This is a genomic window from Streptomyces sp. NPDC048275 (assembly GCF_040652275.1).
In the GTDB taxonomy this organism is placed as follows: domain Bacteria; phylum Actinomycetota; class Actinomycetes; order Streptomycetales; family Streptomycetaceae; genus Streptomyces.
In genome coordinates this window covers 1-14,209 of record NZ_JBEZLR010000157.1, presented here as the reverse complement: position 1 = coordinate 14,209, position 14,209 = coordinate 1, and the positions used below count along the sequence as shown (strand labels likewise).

At 69.3% G+C, this 14,209-nt stretch carries 15 protein-coding genes and 3 pseudogenes; 9 read left to right on the top strand and 9 right to left on the bottom strand.

All coding sequences use genetic code 11. The annotated features are described in order from the left end of the window. Window positions 1–227 precede the first annotated feature (227 nt). Both AB0D57_RS45240 and AB0D57_RS45235 read left to right on the top strand, forming a co-directional pair. Window positions 228–2,720 (top strand): SpoIIE family protein phosphatase, encoded by a 2,493-nt coding sequence (locus AB0D57_RS45240; RefSeq protein ID WP_362088232.1) that lies wholly within the window; start codon window positions 228–230, stop codon window positions 2,718–2,720. Between the two features lie 100 nt (window positions 2,721–2,820). Then, the gene (locus tag AB0D57_RS45235) at window positions 2,821–3,243 is read left to right on the top strand and encodes a hypothetical protein (protein WP_362088230.1); all 423 of its coding nucleotides are present in this window, start codon (window positions 2,821–2,823) and stop codon (window positions 3,241–3,243) included. Window positions 3,244–3,641: 398 nt separating this feature from the next. Here the strand turns inward: AB0D57_RS45235 and AB0D57_RS45230 are convergent. Together AB0D57_RS45230 and AB0D57_RS45225 are read right to left on the bottom strand one after the other, a co-directional pair. Then, a pseudogene (locus AB0D57_RS45230) lies at window positions 3,642–3,841 on the bottom strand (winged helix-turn-helix domain-containing protein); the annotation flags it as partial. Between the two features lie 14 nt (window positions 3,842–3,855). After that, the gene (locus AB0D57_RS45225; RefSeq protein ID WP_362088228.1) at window positions 3,856–4,716 is read right to left on the bottom strand and encodes a UbiA family prenyltransferase; all 861 of its coding nucleotides are present in this window, start codon (window positions 4,714–4,716) and stop codon (window positions 3,856–3,858) included. Window positions 4,717–4,753: 37 nt separating this feature from the next. On the opposite strand from AB0D57_RS45225, the gene AB0D57_RS45220 reads away from it, so the two are divergent. Genes AB0D57_RS45220 through AB0D57_RS45210 form a run of 3 tightly spaced genes read left to right on the top strand, consistent with a single transcriptional unit; the run spans window position 4,754 to window position 7,454 of the window. Beyond that, window positions 4,754–5,902 (top strand): 3-oxoacyl-[acyl-carrier-protein] synthase III C-terminal domain-containing protein, encoded by a 1,149-nt coding sequence (locus tag AB0D57_RS45220; RefSeq protein WP_362088226.1) that lies wholly within the window; start codon window positions 4,754–4,756, stop codon window positions 5,900–5,902. 8 nt (window positions 5,903–5,910) lie between these two features. Continuing rightward, entirely contained in the window at window positions 5,911–6,426 is a 516-nt protein-coding gene (locus AB0D57_RS45215) for an isoprenylcysteine carboxylmethyltransferase family protein (RefSeq protein ID WP_362088224.1), read from the top strand. Beyond that, on the top strand, window positions 6,423–7,454 hold the full coding sequence (locus AB0D57_RS45210; RefSeq protein ID WP_362088222.1) for an NAD(P)/FAD-dependent oxidoreductase: 1,032 nt from the start codon (window positions 6,423–6,425) through the stop codon (window positions 7,452–7,454). The genes AB0D57_RS45215 and AB0D57_RS45210 overlap by 4 nt, the downstream gene beginning before the upstream one ends. Window positions 7,455–7,897: 443 nt before the next feature. Here the strand turns inward: AB0D57_RS45210 and AB0D57_RS45205 are convergent, their stop codons facing one another. From AB0D57_RS45205 to AB0D57_RS45195, 3 genes and pseudogenes are all read right to left on the bottom strand, one after another. Continuing rightward, window positions 7,898–8,122 (bottom strand): DUF6480 family protein, encoded by a 225-nt coding sequence (locus tag AB0D57_RS45205; RefSeq protein ID WP_362088220.1) that lies wholly within the window; start codon window positions 8,120–8,122, stop codon window positions 7,898–7,900. 90 nt (window positions 8,123–8,212) lie between these two features. Then, window positions 8,213–8,635 carry a CBS domain-containing protein gene (locus AB0D57_RS45200; protein ID WP_362088218.1) on the bottom strand — a complete coding sequence of 141 codons (423 nt, stop codon included), beginning with the start codon at window positions 8,633–8,635 and terminating at the stop codon, window positions 8,213–8,215. A 439-nt stretch (window positions 8,636–9,074) separates the two neighbouring features. Then, a pseudogene (locus tag AB0D57_RS45195) lies at window positions 9,075–9,335 on the bottom strand (methyltransferase); the annotation flags it as partial. A 341-nt stretch (window positions 9,336–9,676) separates the two neighbouring features. Here AB0D57_RS45195 and AB0D57_RS45190 point away from each other — a divergent pair. The 3 genes from AB0D57_RS45190 to AB0D57_RS45180 are packed head-to-tail and all read left to right on the top strand — an operon-like array spanning window position 9,677 to window position 11,551. After that, on the top strand, window positions 9,677–10,387 hold the full coding sequence (locus AB0D57_RS45190; protein ID WP_362088215.1) for a DUF2071 domain-containing protein: 711 nt from the start codon (window positions 9,677–9,679) through the stop codon (window positions 10,385–10,387). A gap of 58 nt (window positions 10,388–10,445) precedes the next feature. Beyond that, complete coding sequence (locus AB0D57_RS45185; RefSeq protein WP_362088213.1) at window positions 10,446–11,216, top strand: hypothetical protein; 771 nt, start codon at window positions 10,446–10,448, stop codon at window positions 11,214–11,216. A gap of 17 nt (window positions 11,217–11,233) precedes the next feature. Further along, window positions 11,234–11,551 carry a hypothetical protein gene (locus tag AB0D57_RS45180; RefSeq protein ID WP_362088211.1) on the top strand — a complete coding sequence of 106 codons (318 nt, stop codon included), beginning with the start codon at window positions 11,234–11,236 and terminating at the stop codon, window positions 11,549–11,551. On the opposite strand, the gene AB0D57_RS45175 is transcribed toward AB0D57_RS45180, so the two are convergent. The 4 genes from AB0D57_RS45175 to AB0D57_RS45160 all read right to left on the bottom strand — a co-directional run bounded on the left by AB0D57_RS45175 (window position 11,487) and on the right by AB0D57_RS45160 (window position 13,685). Beyond that, window positions 11,487–11,807, bottom strand: coding sequence for a DUF5958 family protein (locus AB0D57_RS45175; RefSeq protein ID WP_362088209.1), 321 nt, complete (start codon window positions 11,805–11,807; stop codon window positions 11,487–11,489). The two genes, AB0D57_RS45180 and AB0D57_RS45175, sit on opposite strands and share 65 nt — an antisense overlap. After that, window positions 11,804–12,460, bottom strand: coding sequence for a Fic family protein (locus tag AB0D57_RS45170; protein ID WP_362088207.1), 657 nt, complete (start codon window positions 12,458–12,460; stop codon window positions 11,804–11,806). The genes AB0D57_RS45175 and AB0D57_RS45170 overlap by 4 nt, the downstream gene beginning before the upstream one ends. Next, window positions 12,457–13,194 carry a hypothetical protein gene (locus tag AB0D57_RS45165; RefSeq protein WP_362088205.1) on the bottom strand — a complete coding sequence of 246 codons (738 nt, stop codon included), beginning with the start codon at window positions 13,192–13,194 and terminating at the stop codon, window positions 12,457–12,459. Before AB0D57_RS45165 ends, AB0D57_RS45170 begins: the two co-directional genes overlap by 4 nt. 305 nt (window positions 13,195–13,499) lie before the next feature. Beyond that, window positions 13,500–13,685, bottom strand: coding sequence for a hypothetical protein (locus tag AB0D57_RS45160; protein WP_362088203.1), 186 nt, complete (start codon window positions 13,683–13,685; stop codon window positions 13,500–13,502). Window positions 13,686–14,027: 342 nt separating this feature from the next. On the opposite strand from AB0D57_RS45160, the pseudogene AB0D57_RS45155 reads away from it, so the two are divergent. Next, window positions 14,028–14,209 (top strand): annotated as a pseudogene (locus AB0D57_RS45155) (hypothetical protein); the annotation flags it as partial.

Below are 14,209 nucleotides of genomic sequence, written 5' to 3'. Positions count from 1 at the left end.
GGGTCCGGTGGCCCGGCCGGACAGAGCCTGAAAGGGACCGGCCCCGCCAGGAAAGTGTGATGGACATGACGATCGCCGTGACGGGTGGAACCGGACGGCTCGCAGGCCGTCGCTGGAATCGAGAACGGAGATGAGACACACGCCGCTCAAGCCGTCCGCCCCGCCGTGGTCTCGGTAGCCGCAGCCCCTACCACCCCTCCCCCCACCTACCTGAAGGCGACAGTTCGATGAGCAGTACCGGCAACGTAATACTCAGTAATCAACTGAACACGCGTGAGACGTCCGAGTCGGCAGTCGCGATGTTCGACGAGCACGGGACGGTGGTCGCATGGACGCAGGCCGCCGAGCGGCTCGTCGGGTACTCCGCCGGGGACGTGGTGGGCCGCTCTGTCGCACTGGTCCTGCCATTTCCCGAGGAAGCGCCGACGACAGCGGCGTTCGTCGAGCGGTGCCGTGCCCGAAATGGCTGGTCGAGGACGACGGCGGTGCGTCACCGAGACGGCCGCATGCTCGACATCAACCTGCGGGTCTCGATGCTGTGGGGGCAGGACGGAACAGTCCGGTGGCTCATCTCCGTGACCGGCAATGGCACGCTCTCCCCACAGGCAATGAACGGATCGGTGCGGGAGTCGCTCCTTACCCGCGCACCGATCGGCATCGTCGTTCGTGACCCGCAACTGCGCTGCACCTGGGTGAACGACACGATGGAGTGCCACGACGGCATTTCCCTTGACCGACGGCTCGGACGGCGATTCACCGATGTGCTGCCCGGTGTCAAGGCCGAAGCAGTCGAGGCAGCGATGCGGCAGGTACTCCACAGCGGCACCACCAAGGTCCACCAGTACCGGATGTGGCCGTCAACGAGTCCGCGCCAGGAGCACACAATGGCGGCTTCGTTCTTCTGCCTTCAGGACGCCGACGGCCAAGCGCTGGGGGTGTGCACCATCAACGTCGATGTCACCGAGAGCCGGCACGCGCGCGAGCGCCTCGCCATCCTCGGTGAAGCCAGTACGCGCCTTGGCAGGACCCAGGACGTGATGCAGACCGGCCAGGAACTGGCCGATCTTGCGGTGCCCCTGCTCGCCGACTTCGCCGTCGTCGACCTGGAGCAGTCGGTCTCGTTCGGCGAGGGGCCCCCGGTCCGCACCGGCTCGATGGACGGGCGCCTCCCGGTGCTCCGACGTGCCGGTCTGGCCTCGATCCACCAAGGGGTCCCGGAATCCCCTTGGGTGCGCGGTGACCGCGTGCCCATGACGCCCGCCGCACCCCTCACCGATGTCGTGCGCACCGGGAGGCCCCACCTGGAGCCGCTCCTGGACACGGCTCCGGGCACGTGGATCGATGAGGACCCGGTGCGGGCGCAGAAGATCCATCAGCACGGCATGCACTCCGTGATGATCGTACCCATCCGTGCGCGGCGCGCCCTGCTGGGCGTGGTGTTGTTCATCCGCACCGAGGACCCGGTGCCGTTCCAGGAAGTGGATCTGCTTCTCGCCGAAGAGCTCGTCAGTCGCGCCGCACTGTCGTTGAACAACGCTCGCGAACACACCACGTGCCTCGCGCTTCAACGCAACCTGCTGCCCCGCCGTTTGAGGGGCGGCGTGGCGGTCGAGGCGGCCTCGTGCTACCTGCCCGCCGACATGGACAACGGCGTCGGGGGCGACTGGTTCGATGTGATCCCGCTGTCCGGCGCCCGGGTGGCCCTCGTCGTCGGCGATGTGATCGGTCACGGCATCAACGCAGCCGTGACCATGGGCAGGCTCCGCACCGCCGTACACACGCTCGCCGACATGGAGCTGCCCCCGGACGAACTGCTGGCCCGCCTCGATGACACGGTCCAGCGACTGGCCGAGGAAGGCGCCGACGCCCCCGACCAGACCCCCGCGATGCTGGGCGCCACCTGTCTGTATGCCGTCTACGACCCGGTCACCCGCCGGTGCGCCATGGCGCGGGCCGGGCACCCCCCGCCCGCGATCATCGACCCGCAGGGCCGGGTCACCTTCCCCGACCTTCCCACCGGAGCCCCACTCGGCATCGGGCTGGGGGCCCACTTCGAGGCCGTGGAGTTGGAACTGCCCGAGGGAAGTCTCCTCGCCCTGTACACCGACGGCCTGATCGAGACCCGCGATCACGACATCGACGTGGGGATGCGCCGCCTGGGCACCGCCCTGGCACAACCGGATCGATCCCTGGAAGACCTCTGCGCCCGCGCGACGGAGACCTTCCCGGATCAGGCACCGTTCGACGACGTCACCCTGCTCCTGGTGCGGACCCGCTCACTCAGCCCCGCCCAGGTGGCCTCCTGGACGCTGCCGAGTGACCAGACCGCTGTCCGCAGTGCCCGGCACATGGCAGCCCGCCAGCTGGCCGAATGGGGCCTGGAAGGTCTCGAGGACTCCACGAAGCTGATCGTCAGCGAACTGGTCACCAACGCCGTCCGTCACGGCACCGGGCCGATCAGTCTGCGTCTGATCAAGCACCAAGTCCTGACCTGCGAAGTGTTCGATGCCAGCGACTGCTACCCACGTCAGTCTCGCGCACGCACCATCGACGAGAACGGCCGCGGCCTCTTCCTGGTCGCCCAGCTGTCCCGCAGATGGGGCACCCGCTCGGTATCGGGCGGCAAGGTCGTCTGGGCCGAAGAAGACCTGGCCTCCGCACCCTCACACGCACGGGCCTTCGGTACTCCGCCCGGACTCGAGGAGCAGCTTGCCTGCTAGGACCTGTCCGACGGATCATGGTCAAGCGATGAGGCACTGCCAGCGGTCTGGTTGGGGCTGTGGGGGATGCTAGGGACCTGACTACATAGGGAGGTCCCAGGTGGCGATACCGCCGTGGTGGGAAGAACTGGTAGGCGTCAGCGACATCCTGGTGGATGCTGACCGTGCCGAGGCCGAGAGCTGGCGAGGTGTCGTTGGCGACATCGTTGCGGAGGATCAGGACGACGTTCCGCCATTGACGATTCGGCTGGGCACTCTGGGGAGCGCCTACGGCGAGCACGCGGCCGAGTTCACGGCGGAGCAGACCCAGCGGCTGTTTCGTCTCCTGGAGGAGGTCCTGGTGAAGGGTGGTGATGACGAGAGGGACGCCGTTGCCACCGGCTTCTTTGAGGCGCTGTTGAACGCCTGGGACAAGGGGCTCGACCTCAACTCCGTCTGGGCGGCCGTAGGCCCGCAATCCCGTGCTTACTGCCGTGCCTGGAACGCCTTCACGGGTGTCGAAACTCCTAGCTGGATGCGCTGAGTTCTGGCGGCTGGTCAGGAGCGGAGCCACAGGCGTATCGATGCGACCGTGACGGTGCCGTGGAAGACGTAGGCGCGCTTGTCGTACCTCGTCGCCACGCGATGAACTCCCGCATACCGGCAGTGAGATGGAGGCGCACGTTGTCCCAGACGAGCACGATGGGCCCGCCGAGCTGAACGCGGGCCCGCACGACCAGGTCGCGCAGGTTCCGCCAGCCGAAGCCCTTCGGCTGCCCCAGGCGGCCCCGGTACTCGCGTACTGCGTAGAACATCCGCGAGCGGCGGCCCGGCTGGTAGCAGACCATCCCCGCCATCGACACCCGGCCCGTTCCTCTTACCCGTACCCGCACCACGGGTGTGCAGCCCCCCGGCGGCCCCAGGTCCTGGAGCGCGGCGGCGTCAGCGACTGGCCGGCCTCGTCCTGGAAGACGATCCAGGCACCGAGCGCCGCCGCGGTGCTTTTACCCGCGGACGTCCTTCTTCCACAACTCGACCGCCGTGTCGTCGCGTTCAATGGCCCGGCGGGCGGGCTGCTGCCACGACCAGCCGTGCCGCCTCAGCAGCCGCCACGTTCCTTGGAGCGTGTACGAGACGTGGAACATGCTGCCTGCCATCAGGCCATGTCCGAGCCGTGGAGCAGGAGTTGGGCCACAGCGATGCCGGCCACCACGATTGCCGCTCGGAACGGCCACCGGCTGCCGGGCTTCGACGGCACAGCCGTACCCGTGACCGCGACGAATACGGCCACCGCTGCCAGTGCCCAGCCCGTGACTCCGACCGGCCCAGGCCGTCCCACGACGATAACGCCCACGGCCGTCAGCATCACGAACGGCGCCAGCCACCGGCAGGCCGGACGGCCCAGCCGCTGTGGCAGCCCGCGCACACCGGTCGCAAGGTCGTCCTCGATGTCCGGAAGCACGTTCGAAAGGTGGGCTCCTGCTCCCAGCAGGGCCCCGGCAGTCACCGCCCACCAGGTGGGCCAGGACGGCGAGGGCAGACCGAGGGTGACGAAGGCCGGCAGCGAGCCGAAGCCCGCGGCATAGGGCAACGGTGACAGCATCGTGTGCTTCAGGCGGAGGTTGTACGTCCAGCCGGCGGCCACGCCCCCCAGGTGTGCCGCTCCCGCGGCGACCCCGCTCAGCAGCGACAGCGGCACGCACAACCCCAAGGCCGTCCCGGCCGCGGCGGCCGCCGTCCAGCGCGGGAGCTCGCCGGTGCCCACCGGCTTGTCGCGGCGCCCGCAGGTCATGTCGCGCTGGGCATCGGCCGCGTCGTTGCACCAGCCGATCGAGAGCTGACCGGCCAGCACGGCCACGGCTACCGCCACCGACCCGGCCGCCCCGCGGCCCGCCACCAGGGCCATGACCGTTACGAACACGGTCACGGCGACCGTCGGCTCCGGGTGGCAGGAGCGCAGCAACGCCGGGACACGGTGTGTCGTGCGCGAGAGGACCCCAGACGAGTGGAGAGACACGTACGCAGGGTAATCGGGTGTCCCAGGCGAGGAAGGCATGAACGACATGCGTGTCCCCGTGATCGTCGAGCATGCCCCTTCCCCGCCCACCGCGGCGCACCGGACGGCCGTGCCTGCAACAGCCACCACCATCGCAGCCGTCCGTACCGTGCTGCCGCCGCACCGTTACGCCCAAGAGGACCTCACCGAGCCGATTGGCGACCTGTGCCTGCCCCCGGGAGCGGACCGCGCCGTGCTGCGCCGGCTCCACGCGGCTGCCGGGGTGCGTACGCGTCATCTCACCCTGCCGATCGACCGGTACGCCGTTCTTCTCGGCGACTTCGGGCACAGCAACGCCGCATGGATGGCGGCGGGCCTCGAACTGGGCGAGGAAGCCCTCACCGGCGCGCTGCAGGAGGCGGGGCTCGGACCGGCCGATATCGACCTGCTGGTGTGCGTCTCCATCACCGGCGTCGCCGCTCCCTCGCTCGACGCCCGGCTTGCCGGGCGCATGGGGCTGCGGCCCGACGTCAAAAGACTTCCTGTCTTCGGCCTCGGCTGTGTCGCGGGCGCCGCCGGCCTCGCCCGGGTGCACGACTACCTTCGCGGGCACCCCAACGACACCGCCGTGCTGCTCACCGTCGAACTGTGCTCGCTGACGCTCCAGCAGGGCGACGGCTCCCGCGCCAACCTCGTTGCCGGCGCCCTGTTCGGTGACGGCGCGGCAGCGCTCATCGCACGTGGCAGTGGCAGTGCCCGACCGGACGCAGTCGGGCCCTTCGTGGTCGCCACGCGCAGCCGCCTGTATCCGGACACCGAACAGCTCCTGGGATGGGACATCGGCGCCAACGGATTCCGCGTCGTGATCGATGCCGGTGTTCCCGGCATCGTCAGGGACCACTTTGGCCGACACTTGCGTGCCTTCCTGGCTGAACACGGCCTGACCACCGATGACATCGGAACCTGGGTGTGCCACCCGGGAGGCCCCAGGATCCTCTCCGCGGTGAGCGACACCCTCGGCCTGCCCGGCGACGCCCTGGACTCCGCACGGCGCTCCCTCGCGACGGTGGGGAACATGTCATCCGTGTCGGTACTGCACATCCTGCAGAGCATCCGCGAATCACGTCGACCCGCGCCCGGTACGTGGGGGCTGCTGCTGGCGATGGGCCCGGGATTTTGTTCCGAACTCGTCCTGTTGCGCTGGTGAGGGGCCTTATGTTGTGGTATGCGCTTCTCGTCTTCGCCGTCGCCGCCGAACGCGTCGCCGAACTGGTCGTCGCCCGGCGCAACGCGACATGGACGCTCTTCCGCGCCGGTGTCGAGCACGGTCGTGGCCACTACCCCGTCATGGTCGCCCTGCACACGGGTCTGCTCGCGTGCTGTCTGTGCGAACCCCTGCTCGCCGAGCGGCCGTTCCTGCCCGTTCTGGGGTGGCCCATGCTGGCGCTCGCGCTACTGGCACAGGCCCTGCGCTGGTGGTGCATCGGCACGCTCGGGCCGTACTGGAACACCCGGGTCATCGTCGTTCCCGGAGCGCGCTTGGTCGGCGCCGGGCCCTACCGTTTCCTGCGCCACCCCAATTACCTCGCGGTCGTTGTGGAGGTCGCCGCCCTGCCCCTGGTGCACTCCTCATGGCTGACTGCCACGGTGTTCACCGTGGCCAACGCGGTGCTGCTCGCGGTCCGTGTCCGCTGTGAGAACGCGGCCCTCACCCAAGCGGTGCCCGCGTGAGCGGCGGCCACGACCTGCTGATCGTCGGAGGCGGACCCGCCGGTCTCATCACTGCCCTGCACGCCGCGCGCGCCGGTCTCGACACCGTCATCGCCGAGCCGCGCCGGGCGCCGGTCGACAAGGCATGCGGTGAGGGACTGATGCCCGGCGCCGTTCGCTCCCTCGCCGCCCTCGGCCTGGAGGTCCCCGGTCACCCGATCACGGGGATCCGCTACATCCAGGGGGCCCGCCAGGTCCAGGCCGCGTTCCGGCACGGCCCCGGCACCGGTGCGCGCCGCACCGACCTGCACAGTATTCTGCACCGGGCGGTGCTGGCCGCCGGGGTGTCCGTACTGCCCCTGCGGGTGACGGACGTACGGCAGGACACCACAGGGGTGACCATCCCCGGGACGGGGCTGCGCGCCCGGTGGCTGGTCGCCGCAGACGGCCTGCACTCACTCGTGCGCCGCTCGCTCGGCCTGGAAGTGAGGACCCGCGGCGCACCCCGTTACGGGCTGCGCCGGCACTACGCGGTACCCCCGTGGTCCCCGTACGTCGAGGTGCACTGGGGAACGCACACGGAGGCGTACGTCACCCCGCTCGGCCCCCGACTCGTCGGCATCGCGATGCTGACGACCCAGCGAGCCCCCTTCACCACCCATCTCGAGAACTTCCCCGAGCTGGCCGACCGCCTCTGCCCACAAGCTGCCGTCACCGCGGTGCGAGGCGCCGGACCGCTGCGTCAGAGGGCCCGCACTCGGGCCCACGGGAGGGTACTGCTCGTCGGCGACGCGGCCGGATACATCGACGCGCTGACCGGTGAGGGCATCTCCCTCGCCCTCACCGGTGCCGAAGCTCTGGTCGCCAACCTGCGTCGTGGCACGCCCAGCCGGTACGAAACCGACTGGAGGAATGCGACCCGCCGCCACCGGTTCCTGACCGAACTCCTGGTAAGGGCCCGGCAGCAGCCGGTGCTCGCCCCACACATCATGCCCACCGCCGCACGCCTGCCACGCCTGTTCACGGCAGCCGTCAACGCACTGGCCTGAACTCCGTCACTTGCCGGAAGGGTCACACCGCCTCACCCCAGCCGCGCGCCGTCGAAAAGCCCGGAAAGCGGCGGGAAACTTGGCCATCCGAACCCACTCGTGCTGGGATGCCCCCCTGTGGTCGGATCGCGCTCAACGTTTCCGCAGGTCGCAGCTTTGTGCTGCGGATCGATCGTCTGGGCTCCGATCGACCTGTTCGCGACGACGCATCATGTGGCCGCGACCCGGACGTGGATCGGGCTCTGACCGCCGCCCGGGCAGGCTCTTGACGGCGGACAGGACGCGGGTTTGCCCGCCATCCGGGACGTCGACGTCGGGCGGACGCTGCAGCAGGTGATGCAGGCGGCTCAACCTCTGACGGGGGATGCTGCGGATGGGACCGCAGGCCGGCAGCCACCGCCCTGACGACGCCTGCCGGCGCAGCCGAGCATGCGCAGGAAGCGTTACGCGATCAGGACCACCAGCATGCCGATGAGTCCGATCGCTATCAACGCCACCACCCCCATGATCAGGACGAGTGGCATCGCACCCCACCCCTTGCGCAGTTCGGTCTGCGGATACGAGATGCCGTAAGTTCCCCCTTCGGCTGGTGGGGTCTCACCGGGGGGCACACCGCCGCCTGGTTCGATTCCCGGAGTTCGCCTCGGGTCGGGATCAGGAGTCGTCATCGCACACGCTCCCTTCGTGGCTCAGTGATGGTCACTGGATCCAGAGGAGCGGTCCGATCGACTCGGCCGCCCTCTATGGACGAGGCAGCATTACTTGTTGGGCCTCGCGGCGCTGATGTCGCCGAGCGCCGACTCGGGGTCGCGCTCGATGGCCAGGTCCCCGAGGGAGACGATGCCCACCGCGTGCTGCCCTGCGTCGACGACCGGAACACGGCGGACCGAATGCTCGCGCATCACCTCCACCGCGCGGGCAAGGTCGTCGGCGGGTCCCAGTGTGACCAGGTCGTCGCTGCATGCTTGGGCCACGGTCATCTGGTTCGGATCGCCGCCCTCGGCCATCGAACGCACCACCAGGTCACGGTCACTGACCAGACCGCGCAACTGCTCGCCCTCGGCGACCAGAACGGCACCGATGTTCTCGTCCCGCATCATCCGTGCCACGACCGTCACCGAGGTCTGCGGTGCGACGGTCACCGGGGCACGCGTCATGACATCGCTGACATGCTGAGTCATGGAACCATCCCTCCGTGGAGTAGGCGGTGCTTTCACCACCGCTCAGCCTCCCGAGTACCCGTGGGCCACCGGTCCTCACCCGTCGCCGGCGGCGGGTGAAAGACGATCCGAATCCGTGATTGTTCCCGTACCAAGGATGGCTCTTCCGAGGGGGTTGCGTCTTCACCACGGGTCTCCAGGAGTCGGTGCAGGATGTCAAAGCCCGTGCACGACCCGTAGACGAGGGCGAAGAGTGCGGCCGTGGGCGCGTACAGGCTCTGCGCGCCGAAGCGAACGCCTCGTCCTACTCTCGCCGTGTCCGCCATCTACGGGAGCGACTGCCCCCAGGACTGCGCCGAGTTACTGCACACCGTCGCTGACGGCCTCCAGGAACCGTACGACGGAGAGCAGGGTGCGGACGCAATAACCCCTGGCCCGCCCGGTGCGGCAGCCGGGCCGCCGGCGAAGGTACATAGGGCGGATTGCTGACCACCAGGTCGTACGAGCGACCCGCGAGGGCCGTCGTGAGGTCACCGCGCCGCACGCGGACCCGTTACGCGTTGACGCGCGCGGTGAGGACGGACAGCCTCGAGATGTCGACGGCCGTCACCCGGGCGCCCAGACGCGCCGCCTGCACGGCGACCGCGCCGCTGCCGGTACCGAGGTCCAGCACATCGGTCGCGGGGGTGATGTCCTCCCGGTACAGGGCACGCGTCAACAGCTCTGTGTCCCACTACGGGCACCTGCGGTGTCAGTAACAGCGTCGGCACCAGCGTTTCCGCGGCCATCAGCCATCTCCGTTCCATGAGGCCCACGAGAGGCCGCCGTCAGCACATCCCGTCCGCCCGGGCCCTCGACCAGTGCTGACGTGCTCCTGCCTCTGTCGTCACATTGAGTGCTCAGGAAACCGTGATCCACGCGTCTCCTGAGGCCGCCCCACAGCCGAGGAGCGCCGCGTTGCGTCTTCAGGCAGCGGACTCTTTGCGCCCGTGTCCTGTACGTTTCCGTGGGACCGTAGGCGGGGACCCGGGGCCTGTGGTGACGTACGAAGCGGAACACAGGGTGCGCTTGCCCGCGCTGCGGGTCGGCTGGCTGAGGCAGACGTTCGTCCACTGGCCCTTCCGGCCGGAGGCTGTTCAAGCTCTGGTGCCGGAGACACTGGTCGTGGACGAGTACGACGGGGCCGCCTGGGTGGGTCTCACCCCGTTCGTCATGGCGGACATGCGCCCTTCCGGCGTACCCGCCGCGGTACCCGGGCTTCCGAGCTTCGCGGAGACCAACCTGCGGACGTACGTCCGGCGCAGGGACAACGGGCGGGACGGACTCTGGTTCCTGTCCATCGAGGTCGCCTGCCCGTTGATGGTCGCGGCTCGTGCGGTCGGCGCTCCGTACAACCCGGGGACCCTGCGCGTTTCCGCGAACGGGGACACCGTCACGTACGCCGGTTCGAGGTGGACCGGTGGGGCCTCCTACCGTCTGGTCGTCCGCCCCGGCGACCTGATCGAGCCGACGGAGCGGGACATGTGGCTGACCTCGCGCTGGCGGGCGTACACCCGCCGGATGGGTCTTCTCTGGGAGACGCCCGTGGAGCATGAGCCATGGCACCTGGCCGACTCCGCCGTCGAGGTGCTGGAGGAGACGCTGGCCACCGCGGCGGGGCTCCCAGCCCCGCTCGGCGAGCCCGTCGTGCGTTTCTCGGAAGGGGTCAGGCACGTACGGCTGGGGGCGTCCCGGCCCTGTGTCCCAAGGCGGGTTCCTCCTGACCGCGCCTGAACACGACAGGGCCTCGGTCTGTCGGACCCACCCGGGACCTTCGAGCGGAAGCGAGCGGATGAACCGGATTCTCAGCGAGGCCACGCGGCGCCCGCGGCTGCGCTTCGACGGCTGGATCGCCGGCATGGGCACCGCCGCCGGGACGCGCATCGTGCTGGGGCACTGGCCACGGTCGCCGTTCGGGCCGTTCAGCGATGTCATGCTGGAGCGGGCCGACGGAGAACGGCTGCTGCTCGCTCCCACTCCCGAGACGGCATATTTCATCAGCGGCACCTACATCTTCGACACCGTGCACGTCGTCCCGGTCGACGTGAGCGTCGCGGACGACACCTGGACCGTCATGGCCGGGCCACTCGGCCTGCGCTTCACCGTCGGCCACCGACGGCTCCTGGGGTGGTTGCTGCGTGTCGTGCCCGGCCTGCTCGCCCGCCTGCCGGCATGGAGCACGCTGACGGACTTTCCCGCCCGACTGTTGCTGACCGGCGTGCGCACCCGTGGCAGTGCTCATGCGGACCGCCGCGAATGGTACGGCGCCCAGGACCTGTGGCCGATCCACACGGTGTCGGCGGTCTTCGAGGGCGACGACCTCGGTGCGATGACGCCTGTGGTGCCTCCCGTGCGTTTCGGGTCCGGTTCGGTTCCCCGGAAACCCGCACTCACCCGGGTTACGACGACGGTGGCCCTGGCCCCGGGTGAGGGCACCCGTCCAGAGGTACCCGCCGACCAGACGAAGGGGGGACGTAGGGGAAGGGGTGACGTATGGAAAGGACGAGAGATCAGGAATCTGCGGACGCGATCGCGGTCGGGCAGGGCCTTTTCAACGTCGTAGGTGGGCTGTGGCCGCTCGTGCACCTGTGCAGCTTCGAGTGGGTATTCGGGCCGAAGACCGATGTGTGGTTGCAGCAGACGACGGGCGGACTGCTGGTCTCAGTCGGTCTCGCCCAGTTGGCGGCGGCTCCGGACCCGCAAGGTCCGGCCCAGGCCCGCCGCATCGGTCTGGGCACCGCCTTGACTCTGCTGGCCGTCGAATTGATCTACGTACCCAAGGGACGGATCAGGCCGACGTATCTCCTCGACGCCGCGATGCAGGCCGGGTGGATCACCGCCTGGTTGCGGTCCGCCCCCGGAAAGGGCACTGCGAAAGCCAGGGGTGGGGAACGATGAGCGACCGACTGCCGTTCCCGCCACCCGACGCGTGCTCGACGGCCCCCTCGAGGCGGTCCGCGTGCCGACACCGGTTCGTCGATCCGGGCGGGCGGCGGGCTGACGGCACCGGAAGGGGCCGGGGCGGCACCCCCAGTTGCTGGTCGATCCGGCCGCGTGTGATCAGCACCGCAGGCGTATGCGTCGGGCGCAGTCCGGCGCGGCGGATGCTCTCCGATCCGTCCTCGGTGACGGCGCGAACTTGGCGACCGGTCATGACCGGCTCCCGTTGGACAGGCGGCGCCCCGCCGCGGTGATCAGGATTCCGAGCAGCACCGCCAGGTCGGCCGCGCCTTCGGCGTCGTCGGCCCAGCGGGTGGCCTGCAACGGGTGCACTTGGTCGAGGGAGACGCCGTCGCGGGCCAGGACAAAGGCCAGCGCCAGCATGGCTGCGCGGGCGTTGCCGTCCTCGAACGGATGGAAGAAGAGGACATCGAGGTAGGTCCGGGCGGCGCGTGAAGGGAGGGGCAGGTCCGGGCGGCTGCTTTCGGCGAGGCAGTGCTCGAACCGTGCGTGTGTGTCGGGCGCGAGGCCGTAGCGTTCCCGTCCGTCTTTCGCGAAGGCTGGCATCGTGCGGAAGCCGACGGCGTTGCGGTGCAGCACGGTCCGCTGCCAGTTCGCCATGAGGGCGAAGGCCAACTGTGAGCCCTGCTCCGCGTCGGCGAGAGCCCGGTCGAGGGCGGTCAGAACCCGCGGGGTCCGTTCGGCGTCGCGGTCGCCGCATGTCGCGGTGAAGAAGTCCCGGAAGCCGTCAAGCGCCAGCGGTTCGGTGACGGGGTACTCGCCGCTCCAGCGCGGCCAGGAGATCTCCGTACGGATGCGCAGCCAGTCGGCGAGGGCGTCGTTTTGGTGGTAGGGCCCGTAGTTCATCGGTGTCCGCCCATGGTCCGGGCGAACTGTGAGCTCACCGCCTCGACCACAGCGACGTCTGGTGCGATCCAGCTGCCGAACCGGCCACCGACCGCGCTCTCCACGATCTCCCTGGCTCGCTCCTCGTCAATTCCGTTGTAGGCGAGGAACCATTCGAGGACCTGAATGCAGTGCCCGTACCAGCCACTCTCGGCCTGAGTGCGGTCGGCCACCACCGTGACCAGTCGCGTGCACGCCCGCTCCCAGTGCCAGGGATCCACCGAGGACGCAGGCGAGTTCGACGGCGGTGCCATGGCGGAGAAGCGCTCCGCCAGATCCTCGAGCCAGTCACGCCATTCAAGCAGGGCCGCGACGACCAGCGGGGCGGTTGCGTCCGCCGCCGTCACGGAATCGGCGGCGCAGCACCACGCGCCGACGACTCCTCCGTCGGTGTCGCCCTCACCCACCGACCAGTTCCACCCGCAGGCCCACCGGCCGTACCGGTCCACCAGAAAATCGGTGACGGGATCCAGCGAACGCCAACGCCTCTCCTCCGCGGCATCGGCGTCGGGCAGCAAAGCCGCGACAAGACCAGCCAACTCCTTCGCCGCATCTTCATCCAGCTCGAACGGATGCCGCAACGGATCCACTTCTGCCCAGATCAGCGCGTGCGCCCACAGCTCAGTCACCACGCCACTCTGCCGTGCGCAGCCGTTCGAACACCAACCAAATATCGAGCGGCAGCGCCACAGCACCGGGAAACGATCTCCATCGCCTCTCTGGCCAGGGGCACTTGTGAACAGTCCCGCGGTAGGGACGTTCCCGTCGCGCGCAGACGGCCGGCCGTGCGGGAGGCGGCCGAGGGCTCGTCGTCCACACGGCCGTAGCGAGCGAACCCACGCCAGGCTCAACGCCCTAGAGGCGGAATCGCCATCGGTTCCTGAGGGCGAGCAGTGGTGGGACGGCGATCTTGCCCTGCTGAAGGTCAAGTTGGGCGCATTGGGCATCAGTCCCGTGCCGGTGCGGAGCCAAGCGCGGGGTGCCGGGGACCGGCCGGCGGTCAGGACATGGGCCGCATCGTCAGGGCCTCCGCCAGGCGCCGTGACTTCGCGCGGCCGCCCGCGACCGCGGTGACCACGGCCCGGATGTCCTCGGAGCCGAGTTCCTTCTCGACGTCGGCGATGAGGTCTGTGATCAGGCCGATCGGGTCCGCGACGGCGCGGTCGAGATGGTCAGCAGTGGTCATGACCGGTCAACACCCCTGATCCGGGCCCGCTTTTGCCGCAGTCCACCAAATCCCTCCGAGCCGGATACCGTACCGCCGCCGACGGCTGCCTCCTTCGGCTTCTTCACGGCTCCGGACCGCGGTGGGTTCGACGAGGTGACCGGCTGTTGAACGGGGAACCTGAGGCCGAAGCGCCGACGGAGGCAGACGTCTTATGAGCGGGCGTCAGCCAGGGCGATCGCCGCAACAGGTTGACTCTGTGCGCTCGAGGGGCGGAGGTCTTGATTCCGGTTACTCCGTGGCTTCGTCGTCGCGTCGAGAACTCGGGAGCGCCCGGGGCCGGGTCCCCGGACAATGATCGTCATGACGTCCCTCCACTCCAACCCACTGTTCACCCGGCTCGCCGATGCCGAACGGATCCTCGTCGCGGGCGCGGGTGGCGGCTTCGATATCTACTCCGGCCTGCCGTTGGCTCTCTCCCTCCTGCATCAGGGCAAGCAGGTATATCTCGCGAACCTCTCCTTCAGCGCACTCGCCGGTCTCCC

What these genes read in the sequence shown, in the direction of transcription:
- AB0D57_RS45240 (WP_362088232.1), top strand. Translation starts at nt 228, where the DNA reads ATGAGCAGTACCGGCAACGTAATACTCAGTAATCAACTGAACACGCGT.
- AB0D57_RS45220 (WP_362088226.1), top strand. Translation starts at nt 4,754, where the DNA reads ATGAACGACATGCGTGTCCCCGTGATCGTCGAGCATGCCCCTTCCCCG.
- AB0D57_RS45215 (WP_362088224.1), top strand. Translation starts at nt 5,911, where the DNA reads ATGTTGTGGTATGCGCTTCTCGTCTTCGCCGTCGCCGCCGAACGCGTC.
- AB0D57_RS45205 (WP_362088220.1), bottom strand. Translation starts at nt 8,122, where the DNA reads ATGACGACTCCTGATCCCGACCCGAGGCGAACTCCGGGAATCGAACCA.
- AB0D57_RS45200 (WP_362088218.1), bottom strand. Translation starts at nt 8,635, where the DNA reads ATGACTCAGCATGTCAGCGATGTCATGACGCGTGCCCCGGTGACCGTC.
- AB0D57_RS45185 (WP_362088213.1), top strand. Translation starts at nt 10,446, where the DNA reads ATGAACCGGATTCTCAGCGAGGCCACGCGGCGCCCGCGGCTGCGCTTC.
- AB0D57_RS45175 (WP_362088209.1), bottom strand. Translation starts at nt 11,807, where the DNA reads ATGACCGGTCGCCAAGTTCGCGCCGTCACCGAGGACGGATCGGAGAGC.
- AB0D57_RS45170 (WP_362088207.1), bottom strand. Translation starts at nt 12,460, where the DNA reads ATGAACTACGGGCCCTACCACCAAAACGACGCCCTCGCCGACTGGCTG.
- AB0D57_RS45160 (WP_362088203.1), bottom strand. Translation starts at nt 13,685, where the DNA reads ATGACCACTGCTGACCATCTCGACCGCGCCGTCGCGGACCCGATCGGC.